At 58.7% G+C, this 18,300-nt stretch carries 11 protein-coding genes; 1 reads left to right on the top strand and 10 read right to left on the bottom strand.

All coding sequences use genetic code 11. The features are described 5' to 3' along the window. Nucleotides 1-45: 45 nt before the first annotated feature. The 10 genes from tssI to tssA form a co-directional block, all read right to left on the bottom strand. The gene (tssI, locus tag I5S59_RS10215; protein ID WP_197876483.1) at nucleotides 46-2,115 is read right to left on the bottom strand and encodes a type VI secretion system tip protein TssI/VgrG; all 2,070 of its coding nucleotides are present in this window, start codon (nucleotides 2,113-2,115) and stop codon (nucleotides 46-48) included. Between the two features lie 49 nt (nucleotides 2,116-2,164). Next, nucleotides 2,165-3,655, bottom strand: a complete 1,491-nt coding sequence (locus I5S59_RS10220) for a sigma-54-dependent Fis family transcriptional regulator (protein WP_232239687.1) — start codon at nucleotides 3,653-3,655, stop codon at nucleotides 2,165-2,167. A 40-nt stretch (nucleotides 3,656-3,695) separates the two neighbouring features. Further along, on the bottom strand, nucleotides 3,696-6,296 hold the full coding sequence (gene tssH, locus I5S59_RS10225) for a type VI secretion system ATPase TssH (protein WP_197876546.1): 2,601 nt from the start codon (nucleotides 6,294-6,296) through the stop codon (nucleotides 3,696-3,698). Beyond that, nucleotides 6,283-7,311, bottom strand: a complete 1,029-nt coding sequence (gene tssG / locus I5S59_RS10230) for a type VI secretion system baseplate subunit TssG (protein ID WP_197876485.1) — start codon at nucleotides 7,309-7,311, stop codon at nucleotides 6,283-6,285. Before tssG ends, tssH begins: the two co-directional genes overlap by 14 nt. Continuing rightward, a complete protein-coding gene (gene tssF / locus I5S59_RS10235; protein ID WP_197876486.1) occupies nucleotides 7,275-9,062 on the bottom strand; it encodes a type VI secretion system baseplate subunit TssF in 1,788 nt (595 codons plus the stop codon). Before tssF ends, tssG begins: the two co-directional genes overlap by 37 nt. A 68-nt stretch (nucleotides 9,063-9,130) precedes the next feature. Further along, nucleotides 9,131-9,391, bottom strand: coding sequence for a PAAR domain-containing protein (locus I5S59_RS10240; protein ID WP_197876487.1), 261 nt, complete (start codon nucleotides 9,389-9,391; stop codon nucleotides 9,131-9,133). A 10-nt stretch (nucleotides 9,392-9,401) separates the two neighbouring features. Beyond that, entirely contained in the window at nucleotides 9,402-9,809 is a 408-nt protein-coding gene (gene tssE, locus I5S59_RS10245) for a type VI secretion system baseplate subunit TssE (RefSeq protein WP_197876488.1), read from the bottom strand. 10 nt (nucleotides 9,810-9,819) lie between these two features. Next, nucleotides 9,820-11,295, bottom strand: a complete 1,476-nt coding sequence (tssC, locus tag I5S59_RS10250) for a type VI secretion system contractile sheath large subunit (protein WP_197876489.1) — start codon at nucleotides 11,293-11,295, stop codon at nucleotides 9,820-9,822. 23 nt (nucleotides 11,296-11,318) lie between these two features. After that, complete coding sequence (tssB, locus tag I5S59_RS10255) at nucleotides 11,319-11,825, bottom strand: type VI secretion system contractile sheath small subunit (protein ID WP_197876490.1); 507 nt, start codon at nucleotides 11,823-11,825, stop codon at nucleotides 11,319-11,321. Between the two features lie 31 nt (nucleotides 11,826-11,856). Continuing rightward, nucleotides 11,857-13,422 carry a type VI secretion system protein TssA gene (tssA, locus tag I5S59_RS10260; RefSeq protein WP_197876547.1) on the bottom strand — a complete coding sequence of 522 codons (1,566 nt, stop codon included), beginning with the start codon at nucleotides 13,420-13,422 and terminating at the stop codon, nucleotides 11,857-11,859. Between the two features lie 363 nt (nucleotides 13,423-13,785). Here tssA and I5S59_RS10265 point away from each other — a divergent pair, with 363 nt between their 5' ends. Then, nucleotides 13,786-18,285, top strand: a complete 4,500-nt coding sequence (locus I5S59_RS10265; RefSeq protein ID WP_197876491.1) for an NEL-type E3 ubiquitin ligase domain-containing protein — start codon at nucleotides 13,786-13,788, stop codon at nucleotides 18,283-18,285. Nucleotides 18,286-18,300 lie beyond the last annotated feature (15 nt).

Consider the following 18,300-nt stretch of genomic DNA (forward strand, 5'->3'; position numbering starts at 1 on the left):
GCAGGTGATCACCCGCCATTGCACTGCCTGGCGAGCTCGCATGCATCATGCCGGCTCGCATACACCCTCCTGGCAGGCTTCGCAGATCAGGCAGCGATCGCTGCCGCGGGTTTGCGCAAGCTGCATCAATTGGGTTTGTACCGATGCCATTGCGGGGGGCGGGGGATTAACGCCCAGTGGGGATTGCAGCTGGATACCCGTGCCTTGACCGGCGCTGCCACCCGCGTTCAGGCCGACTTTCTGTCCGTTGCACCAAACGCCGCTGGGGTCGATTTTTATGAAGCCACCACCTGCCATCAGCGTCAGTTCGACACCGGCTTCAATCACAACTTTGTCGCCGGCCTTGAAGTGCAGTTCGTTGCCTGCCTCGACATACTGGCCAATCCCCGCCTTGATATGCTGGCTCTGGGTAATGTCCAGGTGGTCGCTGGCCTTCAACGCTACCTTGCGATCGCCGTGTGTCGTGCGGTGCTCTTCGGCCTTGAGCTCGGTGTAGCAATTCGCGTCGATGTTGGTGCGTTGTTCATTCCCGACATGCAGCGTGTGGTCATGCTTGACGATCTGCTGCCAGTCCCGTTCGGCGTGGACGAAGATCTGCTCGTCACCTTTGCGGTCTTCAATGCGCAGTTCGTTGAAGCCTTCTCCCCCAGGAACGCTGGACGACTTGAAGACGGTCTGGGTTTTGGCTGCGGGCAACGCATAGGGCAGCGGGTTGACGCTATTGGGCAGGCAGGCGGAGACATACGGCCGGTCCGGGTCCCCCTCGAAGAAGGACACCTCGACCTCCATCCCGACACGGGGGATAACCACACTGCCGTATTGATTGCCCGCCCATCTACTGGCGACGCGCAGCCAGCAGCTGCTGTGCGCGTCGGCCTTGCCGGTTCGGTGCCAGGGAAACTGCACCTTGACCCTGCCCAGGTGATCGCAGAACACCTCTTCGCCGGCGGGGCCGGTTACCGTTGCTGACTGGCTGCCGTGGATGACATGCCGTTCATGGTCGAGAGGGGGACGATAGGTGCTTTGCCACGGGGTGGCGGAGAAGGTATTGCGGTACCCCTGGTGAAAGCCCTCCGGATCCTTGCTGGTATCGCTGGTGACCGACTCTTCGAGCACTTGGGGCTGACGGCCCTCATGGGTGACGCTGTTGAGTAGCCAGAGATCGTTCCACGTCGCGCGGGGATGCGCGGTCAGCGGCAGGAAATAACCGCTGCGCAGGGCAGGCTGATCGCTTTTCCCCTCGGCCAGTTGATAGTCGCTACGGTGACGTTCCAGCGCCCGTTTGCTCAGCAAGGCTGCGCGAGCGTCATCGCGAAACTCGCCAGGGTAATCGTAATCTTCCAGGACTGGTGGCGAGTTGTCGCTGTGGGTCGCACCGCTGCGTTGCTCGACCTCTAGTAGTACATGGGGCTGCTCGAAATCGTAGTCGCGACGGCAGATGTGTGACGTGCGTGTTTCGACCCGAACGCCGAAACGGTTGATCACCGCGCCTTCGGCCACCATCCCGGAGTCTGGCTGAAAGGCGGTCGGTGCCAGTTTCGGGAATACCGTCTGGTTGTCACCGAATACCAGCAGATGTTGTTCCTGACTGTGCTGAAAGTGGAAGCTCAGGCCTTCTTCGGCACATAGCCGTTGAATGAAATGGAGGTCGGTTTCGTCGTACTGGGTGCAGTATTCGCGGGGCGGGTACTGGGTGGGACCCAGCTGGAAACGGTAGCTGTCGGCAAGGATGCCATGCCCTTCGAGGACCTCGGCGATGATCTCGGGAACGTTCTTGTTCTGGAACATGCGTTGTTGACGAGCATGGTGCAGATACGCCAGGCGCGGAGCCAGCGTCAGGTAATAATGGGTAAGACGCTTGCCCGTCTCGCCCTGGGCGACACGGTAGACTTGCCCGTGGATCCCGGCCCCAGCAGTATTGAAGGCAAGGAACGCCGGCTGGTGCAGTAGGCTTTCCAGTGCTAGGTCGTGGCGCTCGCTGACCAGTTCCACGGTTAGCTGATAGGGCTGGTTGATGGTCTCGCACCCCTTGAACGACAAGACCTGAAGGTCATTGGGTACGTCGGTGACCGACAGCGTGAATCGATTGGGTGCGGCGAAGGGATATCGGTTCATTCTGTGGCTCCTTGCACATGAGGAAAAGTAGCGAGGGGAGATGGCCTGCTCAGGCCCTGCGTTGCCCGAAGTCATGCTCGGCAGGCTTGATACCAAGTCGTTCCATTCGATTGAGGAAGGTTCGCCGCGAGACTCCCATCTCTCGCGCAGATTCAGATTGGTTGCCTTTGTTGCGTTTCAGACAATCAAGCAAGAGGCTGCGCTCATGCTGATCGAGACGTTGACGCAGGGTCTGAGGTTCCACTGCCGGCTTGTTCCACAAACGCGGATTGAGGTGGCAAGACCGCAGTTCATTGTCCTCACTTAGCAACACTGCCCGCTCGACAACAGCCTTAAGTTCGCGCACGTTGCCGGGAAAGGTGTAGGTGTCGAGCTGCTGCAATGCTTCGCGTGACCAGCGACACGGTGGGCGTTTCAAGACTGCGCAGAAAGTGTTGGAAAAGTAGGTGGCCAGTGCCTGAATATCTGTGCCGCGTTCGCGCAAGGGGGGCATTTGGATCGGGAAGCATGAAAGTCGGTAGAACAGGTCGCGACGAAAGCGTCCGGCCTCGACCAATGCGTCCAGGTCGTGATGGGTTGCCGCGATGATGCGGACATCCACCTTGTGGGTTTTGGTGCTGCCCAAAGGTCGCACCTCGCCCTCCTGCAGCACGCGTAAAAGCTTGCCTTGCAAGGTGAGTTGCATGTCGCCAATTTCATCAAGGAACAGTGTGCCGCCGTCGGCCGCGTCAAACAGGCCCAGATGATCACGGTCGGCGCCGGTGAAGGCGCCACGCCGATAGCCGAACAACTCGCTTTCAAGCAGGTTTTCGGGAAGCGACGCGCAGTTCTGTACGACAAAGCTTTTGTTGGCGCGCAAACCGTTGTTGTGAATGGCGCGTGCTACCAGTTCCTTGCCGGTCCCGGTCTCTCCGGTGATCAGGACGCTGACGGGGTAACCGAGGACTTTGTCGATCAACCGGTGGACGGCTACCATGGCTGGGCTATCACCCGACAGGCCATAGTCGCCGAGTGTCGATTTGGGTGTTGGTGAACGCTGCGCAGCGACACCCGGCCCCGGATGTAGCCTGTGCAGTAATCCTAGTTGCGCCATTACGAAGTGCCCCAGATGGCTGAGGGGCGTCGACCTGTTTTCGAGGTCGCGGGTGCGCCGGTCGGCGACAAGCAGCAGGCCGCGCTGTCCCTGCGTCGGGTCCTGCAAAGGTACACATAACACGCTGCACCAGCCTGGTTCGCCAGCGGGTAGAAAGGTCGTCTGGTACAAACCGTTGTTCAAATGTGGGATGTTAAGCGTCTGGCGCTGCTCGAGGCAGAACTGCAACAGCGGTTCATCCAGGTAATTGCGCGACAGGCTGTCGGCATCCTCCAGGTACTGCCGGTTTTCGCCCCAGGCTGCGGCCAGCCTGAGTTCTGTGCCGGTGTCATCGAGTAGATATAGCTGACTCAAGGTGCACTGTGTGAACTGCGCCGCCGTGGCTACCAAGCCTTGCTGGAGCTTGGTTCCGTCCGTCAACCGAGCCAGTGTGCGCAACTGACTCATCAATGCTTCGGCATCGGTCTGCACCGGTCCCAGGGGGCGTTCATGCAAACTCACAAGTAACCGCTCCTTGACTATCGAGACAGGCATGCACCTGGCGTACCGGCTCCCCTCCTGCAATTGTCGCAAGTAGACGGTCTACTACCTGCGGTTGCAGGTATTGATCGAGCATGCGATCGATCAGGCGGGCGCCGCTGTCACTGCAGGTGCAACGCTGGACAAAGTGATCGACCAGGCAATCACTGTGGCTGAATCTCAGTTGCCGCAGTGCCAGGCGTTGTCCAAAACGCTTCAGTTTGAGCGTTACCAGATCGCGCAGCACATCTGCGCCGATCGGGTAGTAGGGGATGACCCGCATACGGGCAAGCAACGCAGGCTTGAAGTGGCGATTCAAGGTTGGCTGGATGGCGCGCTCCAGTGCATCGCTAGAGGGTTGTTGGCACTTGGCACACAGCGTTGCAATCTGGGTGCTGGCTAGGTTGGAGGTCATCAGGATCAACGTGTTGCGAAAGTTGATTTCACGGCCTTCACCATCGTTGGCTACTCCTTTGTCGAAGATCTGATAGAACAGGTTCAGTACATCGGGGTCCGCCTTCTCCACTTCGTCTAGCAACAGCACCGAGTAGGGTTTCTGCCGCACGGCTTCCGTCAACATACCGCCCTCGCCATAACCAACATATCCGGGCGGCGATCCGATCAGACGCGACACGGTGTGCTTCTCCTGAAACTCGGCCATGTTGATGGTTGTAAGGAAGCGTTCGCCGCCGTACAGCAGATCAGCCAGGGCGAGGGCGGTCTCGGTCTTGCCGACGCCACTGGGGCCTACCAGCAAGAACACACCAACTGGAGCATCGCTACGGTTCAGGCCGGCTGCGCTAGCGCGCATTGCCCGGTCCAAAGCTTCAATCGCTTGGGGCTGCCCCAGTAATCGCTGGCCCAAAGCCTGGCCGAGCCCGGCCACGGCACTGCTGTGTTCTTGCGCGAGGTGCGAGAGGGGGACTCCGGTCCAGAGGCTGACAACTTCCGCTACTACCCGGGGGCACACTTCATGGCTGACCAGGCGACTGTCCGGCAGCGACTTAACCAGTGCATCCTGAGCTTTGTAAAGTTGGTCTTCCAACGCTTGTAGCGTTTGTGACGGCGCGGTGTGATTGTCCTCCGACAGGCGCAGGGCGGCGCACTGCTGGCGGAGGCTCAACAGGTGCTTGACCTGTTCGCGTTGCAGTGTCCAGTCCGCTTCCAGTGCTATTGCTTCATGGGCTGCGGTATCTAGCCTGTTGTGTAAGACGTGCAGTGACTCGACATCGACGCTGACACCAGCGTCCAGGTCGCGTTGCAGTGCATTGCGTCGGCGCTCACCCGCGGCCAGTTCATTGCGCAATTGCTCAAGGGATGCAGGCGCTGCAGCCAGGCTGATGCGTACCCGGGCGCAGGCCGTATCCAGCACATCAACAGCTTTGTCGGGCAGTTGGCGTCCGCAAAGGTAGCGTGCTGACAATTCGGCAGCGGCCACCACGGCGTCGTCGCGCAGGTAGACCCCGTGACTTTGCTCATAAACCGAAGCTAGCCCGCGGAGAATCGTTACGGCCTCTTCCACGGTGGGCTCGTGCAATTGAACGGGTTGGAAGCGACGGGTCAGGGCAGGATCTTTTTCGAAGTATTTCTTGTATTCGCTCCAGGTGGTAGCAGCGATGGTGCGCAGTTCGCCGCGGGCCAGTGCGGGCTTGAGTAGGTTGGCCGCGTCGGAGCTGCCCGCCTGGGCACCGGCACCAATCAGTGTGTGAGCTTCGTCAATAAACAGAATGACCGGTCTGGGAGTTACGTTGATCTCGTCGATTACGCACTGAAGCCGTCGCTCGAACTCGCCTTTGACGCTGGCACCGGCCTGCAGCAGGCCCAGGTCAAGTGTCAGTAGCTGTACGTGCCTGAGACTCTCGGGCACTTCATTGGCAACAATGCGCAACGCCAACCCCTCGACAATCGCGGTTTTACCTACACCTGCTTCACCGACCACGATGGGATTGTTCTTGCGGCGACGTGCGAGGATGTCGATCATCTGCCGGATTGCTTCGTCCCGACACAGTACCGGGTCCAGCTTGCCTTCCAGGGCCTGGTGCGTGAGGTCATGCGTGAAGCGTTGCAGGGCCGAACCATCGGGGGGCGAGGTTGTCCTGTGGGCGGGCTGCATGGCAGGAGTACCGCCTAAGGCGTAGTCACGTAGACGCTGCGTATTTATCCGGGCCATCAGTGATTGGTAATGGGTCCCGGCGTAGCGCATTGGGTTGTGCAGAAAAGACAGCAGCAAGGCTGCCTCGTTTATGTGCGGTTGGCGCAACTCCAGCGTTGCCAGCATCAAGGCTTCCTGCAGCCATTCCACCAGTTCTGTGGAAAACACCGGATTGGTGGATTCGCTGTGACCGTTCCTGGGTTGTAGTACCTGAGCGAGCTCGGCCGTTTCAATGCCTACATCCTGTAATGCACGGCCCAGCAGGCCATGAGGACGTTCCAGCAACCCCAGCAGTAAGTCCTCGACCAGGATTTTCTGGCCACCGCGGCGTAGGCAACGCTCCGCGCAGCGTTCCAGGTCAGATTTGCTGGCGGCGTCCATTGCCTGGATCAGGTGTTGCAGATCAACGTTGATCATCATGGTCGTCCTCTATTGCGCTGTTCAGTGAAACAATGCCGTCTGCCTGTTCATGGCCCAACCAGCTAGTCCAGCCCAAGTGGCATTTGTTGTCTTCGCCAATGCACTGCTCGTGGACTTCTTCTGGGCGCAGCTGTAGCTGGATGTCGTAGCTCAACGGATCACGAAGGGTGAAACGGACCAAGGCGCACAGCGGTCGGTAGTCATCACCGATAGGTAAAAAGGCATGCAACTGGTTCCAGCTCAACTGCTGGGCGTGTACACGAAAAAGACCGCCGCCATCGAGCGTGTGCTCACCGAGCACAGCATTTTCCCCGAGTTGATGGTTGCTCAGTCCCAGCGCGTTGAGCTGGTCACCCGGAATGGCGACTCGTCGCTCTATACACTGCTCAATGAACAGCGCTCCGTGTTTGAAGTAGTACCGCAGGACCGACTCGATCAGTGCTGCGGAGTGAGCGCGTAAACTCAACAGGCCCATGTAGGGAAGCAAGCGCTTCCAGTTCAGTTCCGAAGCCTGACGAATGTGTGGGCCGCCCAAACCGATCAGAGCGAAGAGCTGCCCGGAAAGGGGGTCTTTGGCACCTTGTCGGAATCTCACGTGATAGCGGTATTTCTGCCAGATCTGCAGCAGCAACCGCTGCAGTCGATGGTTGAATACGTTCATGAGGTCGCGGGTACATTGCCCACCGTCACTGTCGGACAAGGCCTGTTCGCAGTAGAACGACGGTAGCGGCGAACCAGAACCGAGCAAGCTGATCAGGTTGATGCGTAAGCGGGCACGCAGTACGCCGCGCTCTTCAAAAAACTGCACGCAATCAATGTCACTGGCCGGAAAACCCATGCTCGGATTGGCCTGGAATTCCAGGCGCTCGTAGAGCGCCTCTTCACTCAACCCGGGGCTGGCCTCGGAAAGTTGGCTCAAAAGTCGTTGCACACCCTGGAACAGGCTGTACTCGCGAATACTCCGGGCCAGTGGCGTTAAATTAAGGGTTGCTGCCCCATACGCGGCGTCCATACGTAGTCCTCTCCCTGAGTGCTGTGTACTTGCAGTTGATGGAACGAGTTGAGGCTGGCATAGAGAGCAAAGAACTCATTCAGTACCGAGGCAAACAGGTACAGTTCACCCTCTCCGCGATATTTCTGAACATCGATCGTCAGCTGAGTGCGCACACCGCGTACCGGCAATCCGCGGTAGAGACGATCTGTGGGTTCGTGGCGGATATGGATCAGGCCACTCATCAACTGGCGGCTGACTTTCTCGGCATGTTTGTCGTAATAGCGTGGCAGGTCGTAGGTTTCGAGAATGACTTTGAGGGCCTCGACGTTGGACAACGACAGGTAGTTCAGCGACATGTTGCTGATCAGCTTCCAGAGAAAGTCTCGGTGCAGCGGTGGCGCGTAGCTGGAGGTGATCAAGCCAATGTTACGAAACCCCAGTGAGGCCGGAGTGCCTACACAGGGCAGGCAAACGCTGCCTTCGTCCAGCTGTTTGGGCAGGTTCTGGTTGGTACACGTCAACTCAACGGAAATAGTCTCGTGACGGCTGGTGCCACGCTGCCCGAAGCAAAGATAAGTGTCCAAACGATCAGCGGCCACAGACGGTTCCAGGCGTACGCTGTAATGCGGGCTGGCTTCAGAGCCATCGGTACTGTCGTCATGTTCGAACGATTCAAACGGCACATACTCGGTGTAGCCTGCACCGCCCGGTTTCCAGCCGATGACTTTGTCGACCGAAAACACCCCGTGGTGCTGCTGGTCCTGAGCACCAGGCAGAACGCGATAACGGTCGCGCTTGTTGTCCAGCCGAATGGGGGCTGCATCATCGCTGAACAAGTTGACGATGGGGGTGCAATACAAGCGGACATTGTCCAGGGATGGCTGGATTCGTTGCGCACCAGCCCCGAGAAAGGTAAAGCGAAGCTCCAGGCCCTGCGCTTGCTGAAGGGTAGGCTCAGGATGTTTTTTCAGCGCATCAAGGCCTTCCAGGTCAACGAAGAGGAATTTTTCTGGAAAGGCGAAATATTCTTGCAGGTGACGATAGCCCCGGAAGGTATTCAAGGGGTAGGGCACCAGCGCTTCATTCTCGGCAAACCCTACGGGCTTGAGGTGTTCGGCTTTCAGAATACTGTTGAAGGTGTTGCCATTACTGTCCTCCAGCGCGACGCCGCTGGCGTCAAGAAGTTGTAATTGCACGTTATCCAGGTGTTGTAGCAGGCTCAGGTACAGCTGCTGGCTGATGTAGCGTTCTCCGGCCAAGTGCAAACGGAGGTGCTTCAGTTCGAACTCGCCGAGGTGCCCGTTGGCGCTAACCTTCAAACGCAATGACAGCACAGCACCCTCGCCAGTGATGGCGTACTCCAGAGCGTCCAGCGCCAATGGCAGCACGTCCGTGTCGTATGCCGTCTGGAAACGGCAATGCACCCCGTGCAACGATTTGGCTTGGACTGGTGTGTGGCGCGGCACCCGTTGTACGAGTCCGGAATCTGCAGAAGGATCGAACTGCAGCATCCCGAACGCTGGTAGCGGACGCATATAGTTAGGCCAAAGCAGGTGCATCAATGAGTGGGTCAGCTCTGGCAGTTCGTCGTCGAGCTTCTGCCGTAGCCTTCCGGTCAGAAAAGCGAAGCCTTCCAGCAACCGCTCTACATCCGGATCACGACCACTTTCTCCCAGGAACGGTGCCAAGGCCGGATTGCGCTCGGCGAAACGTTTGCCGAGTTGACGTAGGGCGGTTAGTTCGCTTTGGTAATAGTGATTCAGTGACAAGAAGAGGGAACTCCTGAAATCGCCATCAGTTTTTTTGACGCTCACAATGCCGTTGTGCGAGAGAGGAATTACCCAATCAGGACTGTTCCTGAGCCACTGGTCACGACATTACCGGATGAGTCCTCACTGTCGATCGTCACTGCAGCCTTGCCGTTGATAAGTACGGTTGAACTTAAGTTGCCGCAGAGTTCACTGCCACACGAGGTGGTATCTCCTTCACGGGCAGCAGGTAGTCCGTCAAACAGTACATTGGGCGAACCACAATCAATCGGGCTGGTATCGCCAGCTGTAGTGGAGTCGCCCTTGCGAGCAGCGGGTTTTCCAGACATTGAATTCTCCTTAGCGTAAGGTGACCTGCCCGCTACCATCGAGGCTAGCGACGAAGCGGACCGGACGTTTGTTGCCTTCAACCACTAACAGGGCGTCGATATGAAATCGCAATGACAGGTGATGGCTGCCCTGGGGCATAGATGTCACCACTGCATTGCTCAAGCGCGGTTCGTACGCTTCGATGAAGCGTTCGATTGCCCCCCGGGCCAAGCTGAGGGCGTCATGCAGACTCAAGCGCATGTCGTTGAGATCCGGCAGCCCGTAGTCGGGCAGCGTTTGCACGCTGCCCGCGCGGGTGCTGAGCATTTTCGCCAGATGGCCGGCGACCGACGCCATGATGCAGTCGTCTTGAGCCGTGTCGGCAGAATGACAGGAGGTCTCGTTTAAACGCTCGAACAGGCTGCCGAATCTCGACATGATTGCGTACCTACTCTTTGTCCAGTTTGCCAACCAACGACAGGGTGAAATCGGCTCCCATGTACTTGAAGTGCGGGCGGACATTCAGGCTGACGCGATACCAACCCGGCTCACCCTTTACGTCACTAACGGTGATTTCTGCAGCACGTAGAGGGCGTCGCCCTCGAATTTCGGCGTTCGGATTATCCTGGTCAGCCACGTACTGCCGGATCCACTTGTTGAGCTCATCCTCCAGATCTGTACGCTCCTTCCAGGATCCGAGCTGCTCGCGTTGCAAGACTTTGATGTAATGCGCCAAGCGGTTGATGATGAACAAGTACGGCAGTTGGGTGCCGAGCTTGTAGTTCAGCTCTGCTGCTTTACCGTCATCGCTGCTGCCGAAGTTTTTTGGTTTCTGAATCGAGTTGGCGGAGAAAAAGGCGGCGTTATCGCTGCCTTTTCGCATGGTTAACGTGATGAAGCCTTCTTCGGCCAGTTCATACTCACGGCGATCAGATACGAGCACTTCGGTCGGGATCTTGGTTTCGATCTCGCCCATGCTCTCGAAGTGATGCAGCGGCAAATCTTCCACGGCGCCGCCGCTCTGTGGTCCGATGATGTTCGGGCACCAGCGAAATTTGGCAAAGCTGTCAGTGAGTCGTGTGGCGAATGCAAAGGCAGTATTGCCCCATAAGTAGTGCTCATGATCATTGGCGACGTTCTCATTGAAAGCGAAACGCTTGGTGGCGTTGCCATCAATACGATAGGGCTCACGGAGCAGAAAGCGCGGGGTGGTCAATCCCAGATAGCGGGCGTTTTCTTCTTGGCGCAGAGATTGCCACTTGGTGAACTGCGGACTGCCGAAGTGGTCTCGCAGGTCTTTGATGTCGGCGAGACTGGTGTAGCTTTCAAGACCAAAAAATCTGGGGCTTACGGCTGACAAGAACGGTGCATGGGACATACACGCCACACTGGAAACGTACTGTAAAGTTTTGATGTCTGGGGCAGTGGGGTCGAAGTAGTAGTTAGCGATCAGGGCCGCCACCGGTTCGCCACCGAACTGACCGTACTCGGCGCTGTAAACATGTTTGTAAAGGCCGGATTCGACTATTTCAGGGCTATCTTCAAAGTCCTCTAGCAGGTCCTGTTTCGAGGCATTGAGGATCTCGATCTTGATGTTTTCGCGAAAATCGGTGCGATCCACCAACAGTTTGAGGCCACGCCAAGTGGACTCCATCGATTGAAATTCGATGTGGTGCAGGATCTGGTCCATCTGCTCACTCAGCTTTTCGTCAATCTGAGCGATCATGCGATCAACCACGACCTTTTTTACGGGCTCGCCACTGTTCTGAGGCTTCAGCAGTTCTTCGATAAATGCAGAGACCCCTCGTTTAGCAGTGAGGTAGCCATCATCTGCGGGTGTCAGCTTGGTTTCGGCAATAATGCGGCCAAGGATGCCGAGGTCTTCACTCTGGTACTGGGTGGTTGCGGTCGTACGGGTGCTCATGGGGTGCTTCCTTGTCCGTGGGATCAGTCGTCCGTTTCGGGTTGCGATACGAGGCTCAGTTCGCTGAGGACACGCTCACGTGCTTCAGGATCCCCCAAGACGTTTTCAATGGCCTTTCGAAAGGCCGGCGCGTTGCCCAGTGGACCTTTTAGAGCGACAAGGGCATTGCGCAGCGCCATCAGCTTCTTGAGCTCGGGTACTTGCTCAATGATTTGGTCAGGGTGGAAATTCTTCATTGACTGGATGTGTAACTGAATCGAGAGTTCGTCGTCGTTCCTGTCATCCTGCAATCGATTGGGGACGGCGATGGCGAGCTGAATTTCCTGTTTGGCCAGTACATCGTCAAAGCTGTGTTTGTCGATGCTGATCGGTTTGCGTTCCTCGATGCGGCGGTCATCCTTGCGCTGTGTGAAGTCTGCGAGGACCATCAGCTTCAATGGCAGCTCAGCTTCTTCACGGCCCCCTCCCGTGGCAGGCTTATAAGTGACATTGATACGTTCCTTGGGTGCTACAGAGCCTTCTTTGGCCATGTCCTTTCTCCTTTGCGGGTTGTTCAAGCACTTATTCGAGTACTACCTCGAGGTCCAGATGGCACAGTCTTCGATGGATTTCTTCTTTACGCTCCCGAACCGCATGGTTCTGTGGCAACAGCTCACAGCAGTCACGCAGCAGGTTGAGAACCTCAAGAACTAGTGCGGGCTCCCATTCCCCCAAGCCGGCACCCTGAAGAATTTGATCAAGTGCATCGAGTTGGGTCTTGGCCAATTCGTATTTCTTGGCGTTGAAGCAAAGGCGAGCGAGTGCTAGTTGCCACAGAAAACGCTCTCGACCACCTTCGGCAATACACCCGGCTCGCTTGAGTTGTTGAACTGCGGCCCTGAGTCCTGATTTCTGCAACGTGGATAGCGCTTCGCTCAGTGCGATCGCCCAACTGGAATCTGTGTGTTCCGTTGTTGCGGATGATATTGAAGCTGACGGGGCCGAGGGCATGAGGTGAGGCATCACGTGGGCGCTGAGCCAGATACTTGTCTGTGCATCAGCGAATGGCGTGCCATCGTGAAAGTGCAGTGCTTCAAGCCCAGGCAAACGCTGCAGGAAAAGCGCCGACTGGATCTCTATCTCTCGACTTGCGTGCTCGGCTTGAAGCGCTTGCAGACACTCCCATGCCGTACGCTGACCATCGAGCCAGAATGGCGAACGGGCAATAGTTGCCTCGAGCTCCAGGAGCAGGTCCGCGTATTTGGCTTGCTGAAACAACTCGCGAAAGCGAGCGAGTTTGTCGGCTGGAATCCCGCGTAAGGTGGTGGTGCGCTCGGCGTTATGCTCAGGGAGTGTGTCGATTGGCAGCCATAGCAGCGTACGCGCCAAACGCAGGGCTCGAATATCGCTGACTTTTTGCTTGAGCCAGTAGCTACACAACGAGTGGGCTTGATCTTGCAGGGCTCGCAAATTTTTGTGGGCGTCCTTCTCGTTTTCCACGGCCGAGCTCGGCGACATAACTTGAGTGGCAATTTGCTTAACCTGTGCAATCGCAGCACTGACACTTCCTTGGGTGGGCAAGCCTTTGTCCGCGCGTGCAACAAGTTCGTCAAGTCGACGAGAGAGCGGCAGGAGCATGGGGGCTCGCGCACCTAAATGATGGGATAGTGCGTGTTCGAGGTCGCGAAGCAATGCTGCCAGTTGACGAAATAGCGGTAGCTGCTCCGTCATTGCCACATGGTCTGAGAGCGCTTTGTCCAGCCGGGGCAGCAGCCAGTTGAAGGCGGCGGCTCGGGTGCTATGTTTCAGAGGGTGCAGGGTTGGCCAGTAGATGTCGCACAGGGACTGCAGTAGCGTAAAACCAGCCAGTAATCCTGCGAATGATTCACGTTGATACAAACTCCAAGTCAACCAAACGGCTACTCGCAGATCTTTAGATTGTACGCCAAGAAATGCCTCGCACCCGGTGAGTACGCTTTGCCAGTCGACTTCGTTGTTATTGTGCAGAGCGCCTTCTTTTGCCAGCTCAATTTCAAGCTGTTCGAACTCAGGCGAGAACCGCGCATCCGTACCCGCAGGCGAATCTACGTGCAGCGGATTTTTGGCAAGTTTCAGGTAGTGTTCGACAAGCGTATTTCTATAGTTCAAGGTCATGTGCTTCGTATGCGTGAACTTTAGGATGCGTGTGTGAGTCATGTTGCGTGCGCCCCTCGATCGCCGCCAAGCACATGTAGGAGGCACACTTGAAGTCTGGTCAAGCTGAACAAAAATATAAGTAGGGAAGAGTCGACGTAGCTTGTGGGAATGTTCCGTTTTAGTGGGGCGTGCTGCCACTTTCTCAAAAGCGATTCAATCCGCACTGCGCATGGGGGGCTGAAATCATATTGTTCGGACAACTGCTGCTATTCGAGGTAGCGCGGCGTAGGCCAAGGGTAGGTATTAAGTATCTAGCCTGCGCAACCATGTCGCTCTGCCTAGGCTCGCGTCTCCAACAGCCTGGAGGCACGCACCATGGAAACGCTACCCAAGCCAGCGCCCGCAACGCAGGACACACTTGACCTGGAGCAGTCCTTCCAAGACCACTTCATTGCCGGGCGTTTGCCCACCTGGCTACGCTCGGCGACTCCCGAGCACATGGCAAAGCTTGGCCCGGCGCTGCGTCAGAGCTTGCAGATACGTCAACGGATACACACCGTGCTGGAACGTATCGAAGGCATCGACGGCTTTGCCCTTGGGCGCCTCGAGCAGGCGTTGGAACAGCACCTTAACGAGACGTTCAACGTCCAGCGATGGACGTTCATCGCGGGGCATCGGGAGCCGGTCATCAATGCGCAACCGGTGGGGGCCCACCTCACCGAAGTGGTATATGCCGATGTGCCGTTGCTCGAAGCAGCACTGCGCAATTTCACCGCAGAAGAGGCCACGGCACAGGGACAGCCGCGGGGCAATCGCCTCAGCAGTTCTCGCCTGGGGCAGGTAAAACCCCCCTCGGCAGTCGAGTTCGCCGGCATCTGTCGTACGCTCGACCTGGGGGGGCAATACCAGCAACATCTGGACAATGTGCTGCTGTCGCCCACGCCGGATGGGCAAAGCGTGGCCGCCTTGCTGGGTGATTCCCATCGTCACGGGATGCTGGTTGATGCCTACAAGGCCAGGCTGAACAATGTCCTGAGCGAGGACGAGCTGCAACTGATTGTCGGGCTGTGCGCCGATGGCAAACCGCCGCGGCTGCAGGACAAACCGGTGGTGGCCAAGCAGTTGCGCCTGCTGGGCTGCAACCTTGAGCAGATCGTCGTGCTCGATGTCATTGATGAGGGGCTGCTGCGTAATACCAGCGCCCGCGTTCTGGTGCATGTGCCGGGCGATCCGAATGGCGCCTGGAGTGCCTTCACGAGCCTGCAGCGCCTCGCCAATGAGCTGGGCAGGCGCTTGCGTACGGATTCTTACCAGCGCTTCTTCAGTCGTTTCGTACGGCGCCGCGACAGCCAGCAGTTTTTCTCCGTCGTCATCCCTGCCTACAAGGACCTGGCGATCTGGGCCAACTACACCCTGGACGAACACCTGCGCGCTTATTCAGGGCCTCTGTTTGACACCCTCGGGCAGGCGCGTATTGAGCAGATCAAGGACGATGCCGCGATGATTGCGGTACCGGTGAGCGACCTGGACCGGGCGGTGCAGCAGGCACACGACCAGCGTCTGAAGGCCGAAGGCTGGGCATTGCTCAACCTGGCAGGCTTTTTCGTTCCGGTTATCGGCGCCGCACTGCTGGCCGTCACCGCGTGGGAGCTGCTTGGCGAGGTCTATCATGGCGTCGAGGCCTGGCATGACGGCGATACCAACGAAGCGCTTGATCATCTTGCCCAGGTGGCCACCGACCTCGCAATCATGGGCGTTACTGCCGTTGGCATCGGCGTGGCGCAACGGTTATGGACGCGCTCTACGTGGGTGGACAGCCTTGTACCTGCGCAAATGAACGATGGCACGACGCGCCTGTGCAGCCCGGCCTGGGAGGCTTTTCGCAGCGCGCCGCCAGCGCCCGAGGCCATTGTTGACGAGGCGGGTATACACCGACTGGGTGACGATCAGGCCTGGGTCGAGATGGACGGCCACTACTATCCCGTGGTTCAGCGCGCCTCGGACAGCCGGTGGCAATTGCGCCCACGTGCTGGCGTTGGTCCGAGGCTCTGCCACAACGGAGCGGGCGCATGGCGCCTGTGGTACGAGCAGCCCGCGCAGTGGCGCGATAGCCATTACCTGTTTCGCCGCCTTGGCGGACGATTTCGCGAGCTGGATGACGAGCAGATCGATCAGGTTTTGCTGGCCCATGGCATGCAAGCCGATCAGTTGCGGGCATTGCATGTTGAAGGGCGGGCGCCGGCGGCTGCGCTGGCCGACAGTGTATTGCGCTTTCGCCTGGATCAGCGCATCCGCACGGTGATCAGCGCCCTGCGCTCAGGCGTGCGCAGCGACGATGGCATAGTGTTGCAGCATGCCCGCAGCCTGCCTGCGGCGCGGGAGCTTTCCGATCAGGACCTGGCTGAACTGACCTGGCGCAATCGGCGCCTTGTCTTTCAGCGTGTGTACGACGCCCAGCAGGCAAGCGCCACCCCGCATACCACGGCCTTGCGCCGTAACTTCCCCAGCCTGCATGAACCTGCCGCCCGCGAACTGTTACGGGCGGCTGCCGTCGCCGACCGCCAACAGCTGATGGAGCGCGCACGTGTGCCGTTGCGCCTTGGCGAAGCGGCGCGGGTGCAGTCATCACGTATTCGGCAGGCCCGGGTGTTCGAAGCCTTCTATCTGGATACACCGCAGAACGCCGACCTGGCCCGGGTTGCCCTGGCGATGCTTGAGCACCTGCCAGGGGGCGCAACGATGCGCTGGAGGCTGTTCGAAGGGGGAAGCGGCGGTCCGCAATTGTTGGTGGTAGGCGCAGGTTCCCGGCAGGTTGACCTTGTCCACCTTGCCGGCCGTTTCCAGCGGCTCGATGCCCAGGGGAGGGCGCAGGGTGATGCTGGAGAGCTGTTCGATGTGCTTGCCAGCGCGCATGATGATCACCAGCGTAACGCCATTGGCGTGAGCGAGCCGTTTGCCCACAACCTGCGGGTGCTGCTGGGGCGTCAGGCCGTCAATCGCCGCGAACAGGTCGCACAGCTACTCGGTGGGCACAGAGCCAGGGGCTGGTTCCGCGCGCCGCAACGATTGATCGATGGTCGGGTAGGGTATCCGTTGAGCGGCCGCGGCGCTGCCGGAGGCGGGCCCAGGCCGCTGGCGCTGTTCGCCATGATCCGCGAGTTGTATCCCAGCTTTACCGATACTCAGGTCCTGGCCTGGTTGAATGATGTCCGGCATGCGCAGCTGGACGTCAACACCGAAATAACCCGGCTGGGCAATGAGCTCGCATCACTGGACAGCCATCTGCAGCAATGGTCAGCCCAGGTCACCCGTGCCGATGTGCGTGAGGAGCGCGACTATTTCATGCGCTGCCTGATCGATTGCTGGCGACATAGAACGACCACGGGACCAGCCGGTGCGGAGGGCGTGCAAAATTACCGGTTTGCCATGTTTGCCGCCGCCCCTGGCGTCTTGCCGACGCTCCCGGCCGATGTCAGCTTTGGCCATGTTTCGGAACTGGCCTTGATGGGCATGGAGTTGCAGGACATACCGACGAGCTTCCTGCGCGCATTCAGCAACATCAGGATTCTGGAACTCAACGGCAACCGGCTTGCGCGGGTACCGTCGGGCCTCTCGCAGCTTGAGCACCTGCGCGAGCTGGACATGTTCAACAACCGAATCGTGCTGGATGCTGACCAGGCCAGGTTACTGTCCCAGTCCGAGTCCCTCGAATACCTGAATCTGTCGTTCAATCCATTGGGGCGCGGCTTTTCCCTTGTCGCCCTGACACGCCTGCGCCGGTTGCACTTGCGCAATACGCACCTGACCGAATTGCCGGCGGGCGTGCTGGACGCGTCCGAACTGATGCTGGTCGACTTGCGCGACAATCGCATCAGCGCATTGCCGCGGCGATTTCATCGGGCGCCGATATGGACCCGGCGGATGATCCTGCTGTGGGGCAACCCGTTGAACGCGCAGGACGCGCAGCGTCTGCAGGCGGCCGTGCCACCGCTGGGCGAAGTAGTCGCCGAGGGCTCGATCTCTGCCCGGCAACGCTGGCTCGATGCGGTGAACAGCCTGGCGCGCGATGAGTTGTCGTCGGTCTGGGAGGTGATGGAGATGGAGCCCAGGAGCGATGACTTTTTTCAGCTGCTGGGGCGTTTGCTGGACACGGCAGACTTCCGGCGACGTAGCGAGGCCCTGGCCGATCGGGTGTTCACCCTGCTGCAGTGGATGCGCGAGCATGCCAGCCTGCGCGAGGAGATCTTCTCTCAGGTCACCCAGCAATTGACCTGCCAGGACAGCGTAGCCTTGTGCTTCAGCAACCTGGAATTGCGCATGCTGGTCTGGCGAGCGCGCCTAGACGCTGTGGCGGGAGACCAGCAGGGCGCATTGCTGCACCTGGGGCGGCAACTGTGGCGCCTGGACCAGGTCGACCGGATAGCGCTGGAGGACATTCAGGCGCGCCGTGCGGCGGGTAGCAATCCTGACGAGATCGAAGTAGGGCTGGCCTACCGGGTGGCCCTGCGCGATGCGCTTGATCTGCCCGCACAACCTGGCGATATGTTGTTTGCTGAAGTCGCAGGGGTTGATGAGGCGCGTATCGAACGGGCGCGCAACCAGGTACTGAACACTGAAACAACCGAGCAACTGGCAGCATCGCTGGTGCAGCGCGAATTTTGGCAAGAGCACCTGCAACGCACCGAACAGGCGCGTCTTGAAGTAGTCGATGCGCCCTTTCACGAACGCTTGAACGCACTGCTGGAGGAGGCAGAAAGCGTACCGGAGGTCGAGTACCTGGTCCGTGTCAACGCGGTCAATGATGAGCGCCAGGTCGCACGTCAGGCCTTGCTGTTGCAACTGACGCGTGAGGCACTGACGCAGGACCCGGTGTAGCGTTGGTGTTGGCCC

The sequence above is a fragment of the Pseudomonas alkylphenolica genome (assembly GCF_016009175.1).
Classification (GTDB): Bacteria; Pseudomonadota; Gammaproteobacteria; order Pseudomonadales; family Pseudomonadaceae; genus Aquipseudomonas; species Aquipseudomonas alkylphenolica_B.

What these genes read in the sequence shown, in the direction of transcription:
- tssI (WP_197876483.1), bottom strand. Translation starts at nt 2,115, where the DNA reads ATGAACCGATATCCCTTCGCCGCACCCAATCGATTCACGCTGTCGGTC.
- I5S59_RS10220 (WP_232239687.1), bottom strand. Translation starts at nt 3,655, where the DNA reads ATGAGTCAGTTGCGCACACTGGCTCGGTTGACGGACGGAACCAAGCTC.
- tssH (WP_197876546.1), bottom strand. Translation starts at nt 6,296, where the DNA reads ATGATCAACGTTGATCTGCAACACCTGATCCAGGCAATGGACGCCGCC.
- tssG (WP_197876485.1), bottom strand. Translation starts at nt 7,311, where the DNA reads ATGGACGCCGCGTATGGGGCAGCAACCCTTAATTTAACGCCACTGGCC.
- I5S59_RS10240 (WP_197876487.1), bottom strand. Translation starts at nt 9,391, where the DNA reads ATGTCTGGAAAACCCGCTGCTCGCAAGGGCGACTCCACTACAGCTGGC.
- tssE (WP_197876488.1), bottom strand. Translation starts at nt 9,809, where the DNA reads ATGTCGAGATTCGGCAGCCTGTTCGAGCGTTTAAACGAGACCTCCTGT.
- tssC (WP_197876489.1), bottom strand. Translation starts at nt 11,295, where the DNA reads ATGAGCACCCGTACGACCGCAACCACCCAGTACCAGAGTGAAGACCTC.
- tssB (WP_197876490.1), bottom strand. Translation starts at nt 11,825, where the DNA reads ATGGCCAAAGAAGGCTCTGTAGCACCCAAGGAACGTATCAATGTCACT.
- I5S59_RS10265 (WP_197876491.1), top strand. Translation starts at nt 13,786, where the DNA reads ATGGAAACGCTACCCAAGCCAGCGCCCGCAACGCAGGACACACTTGAC.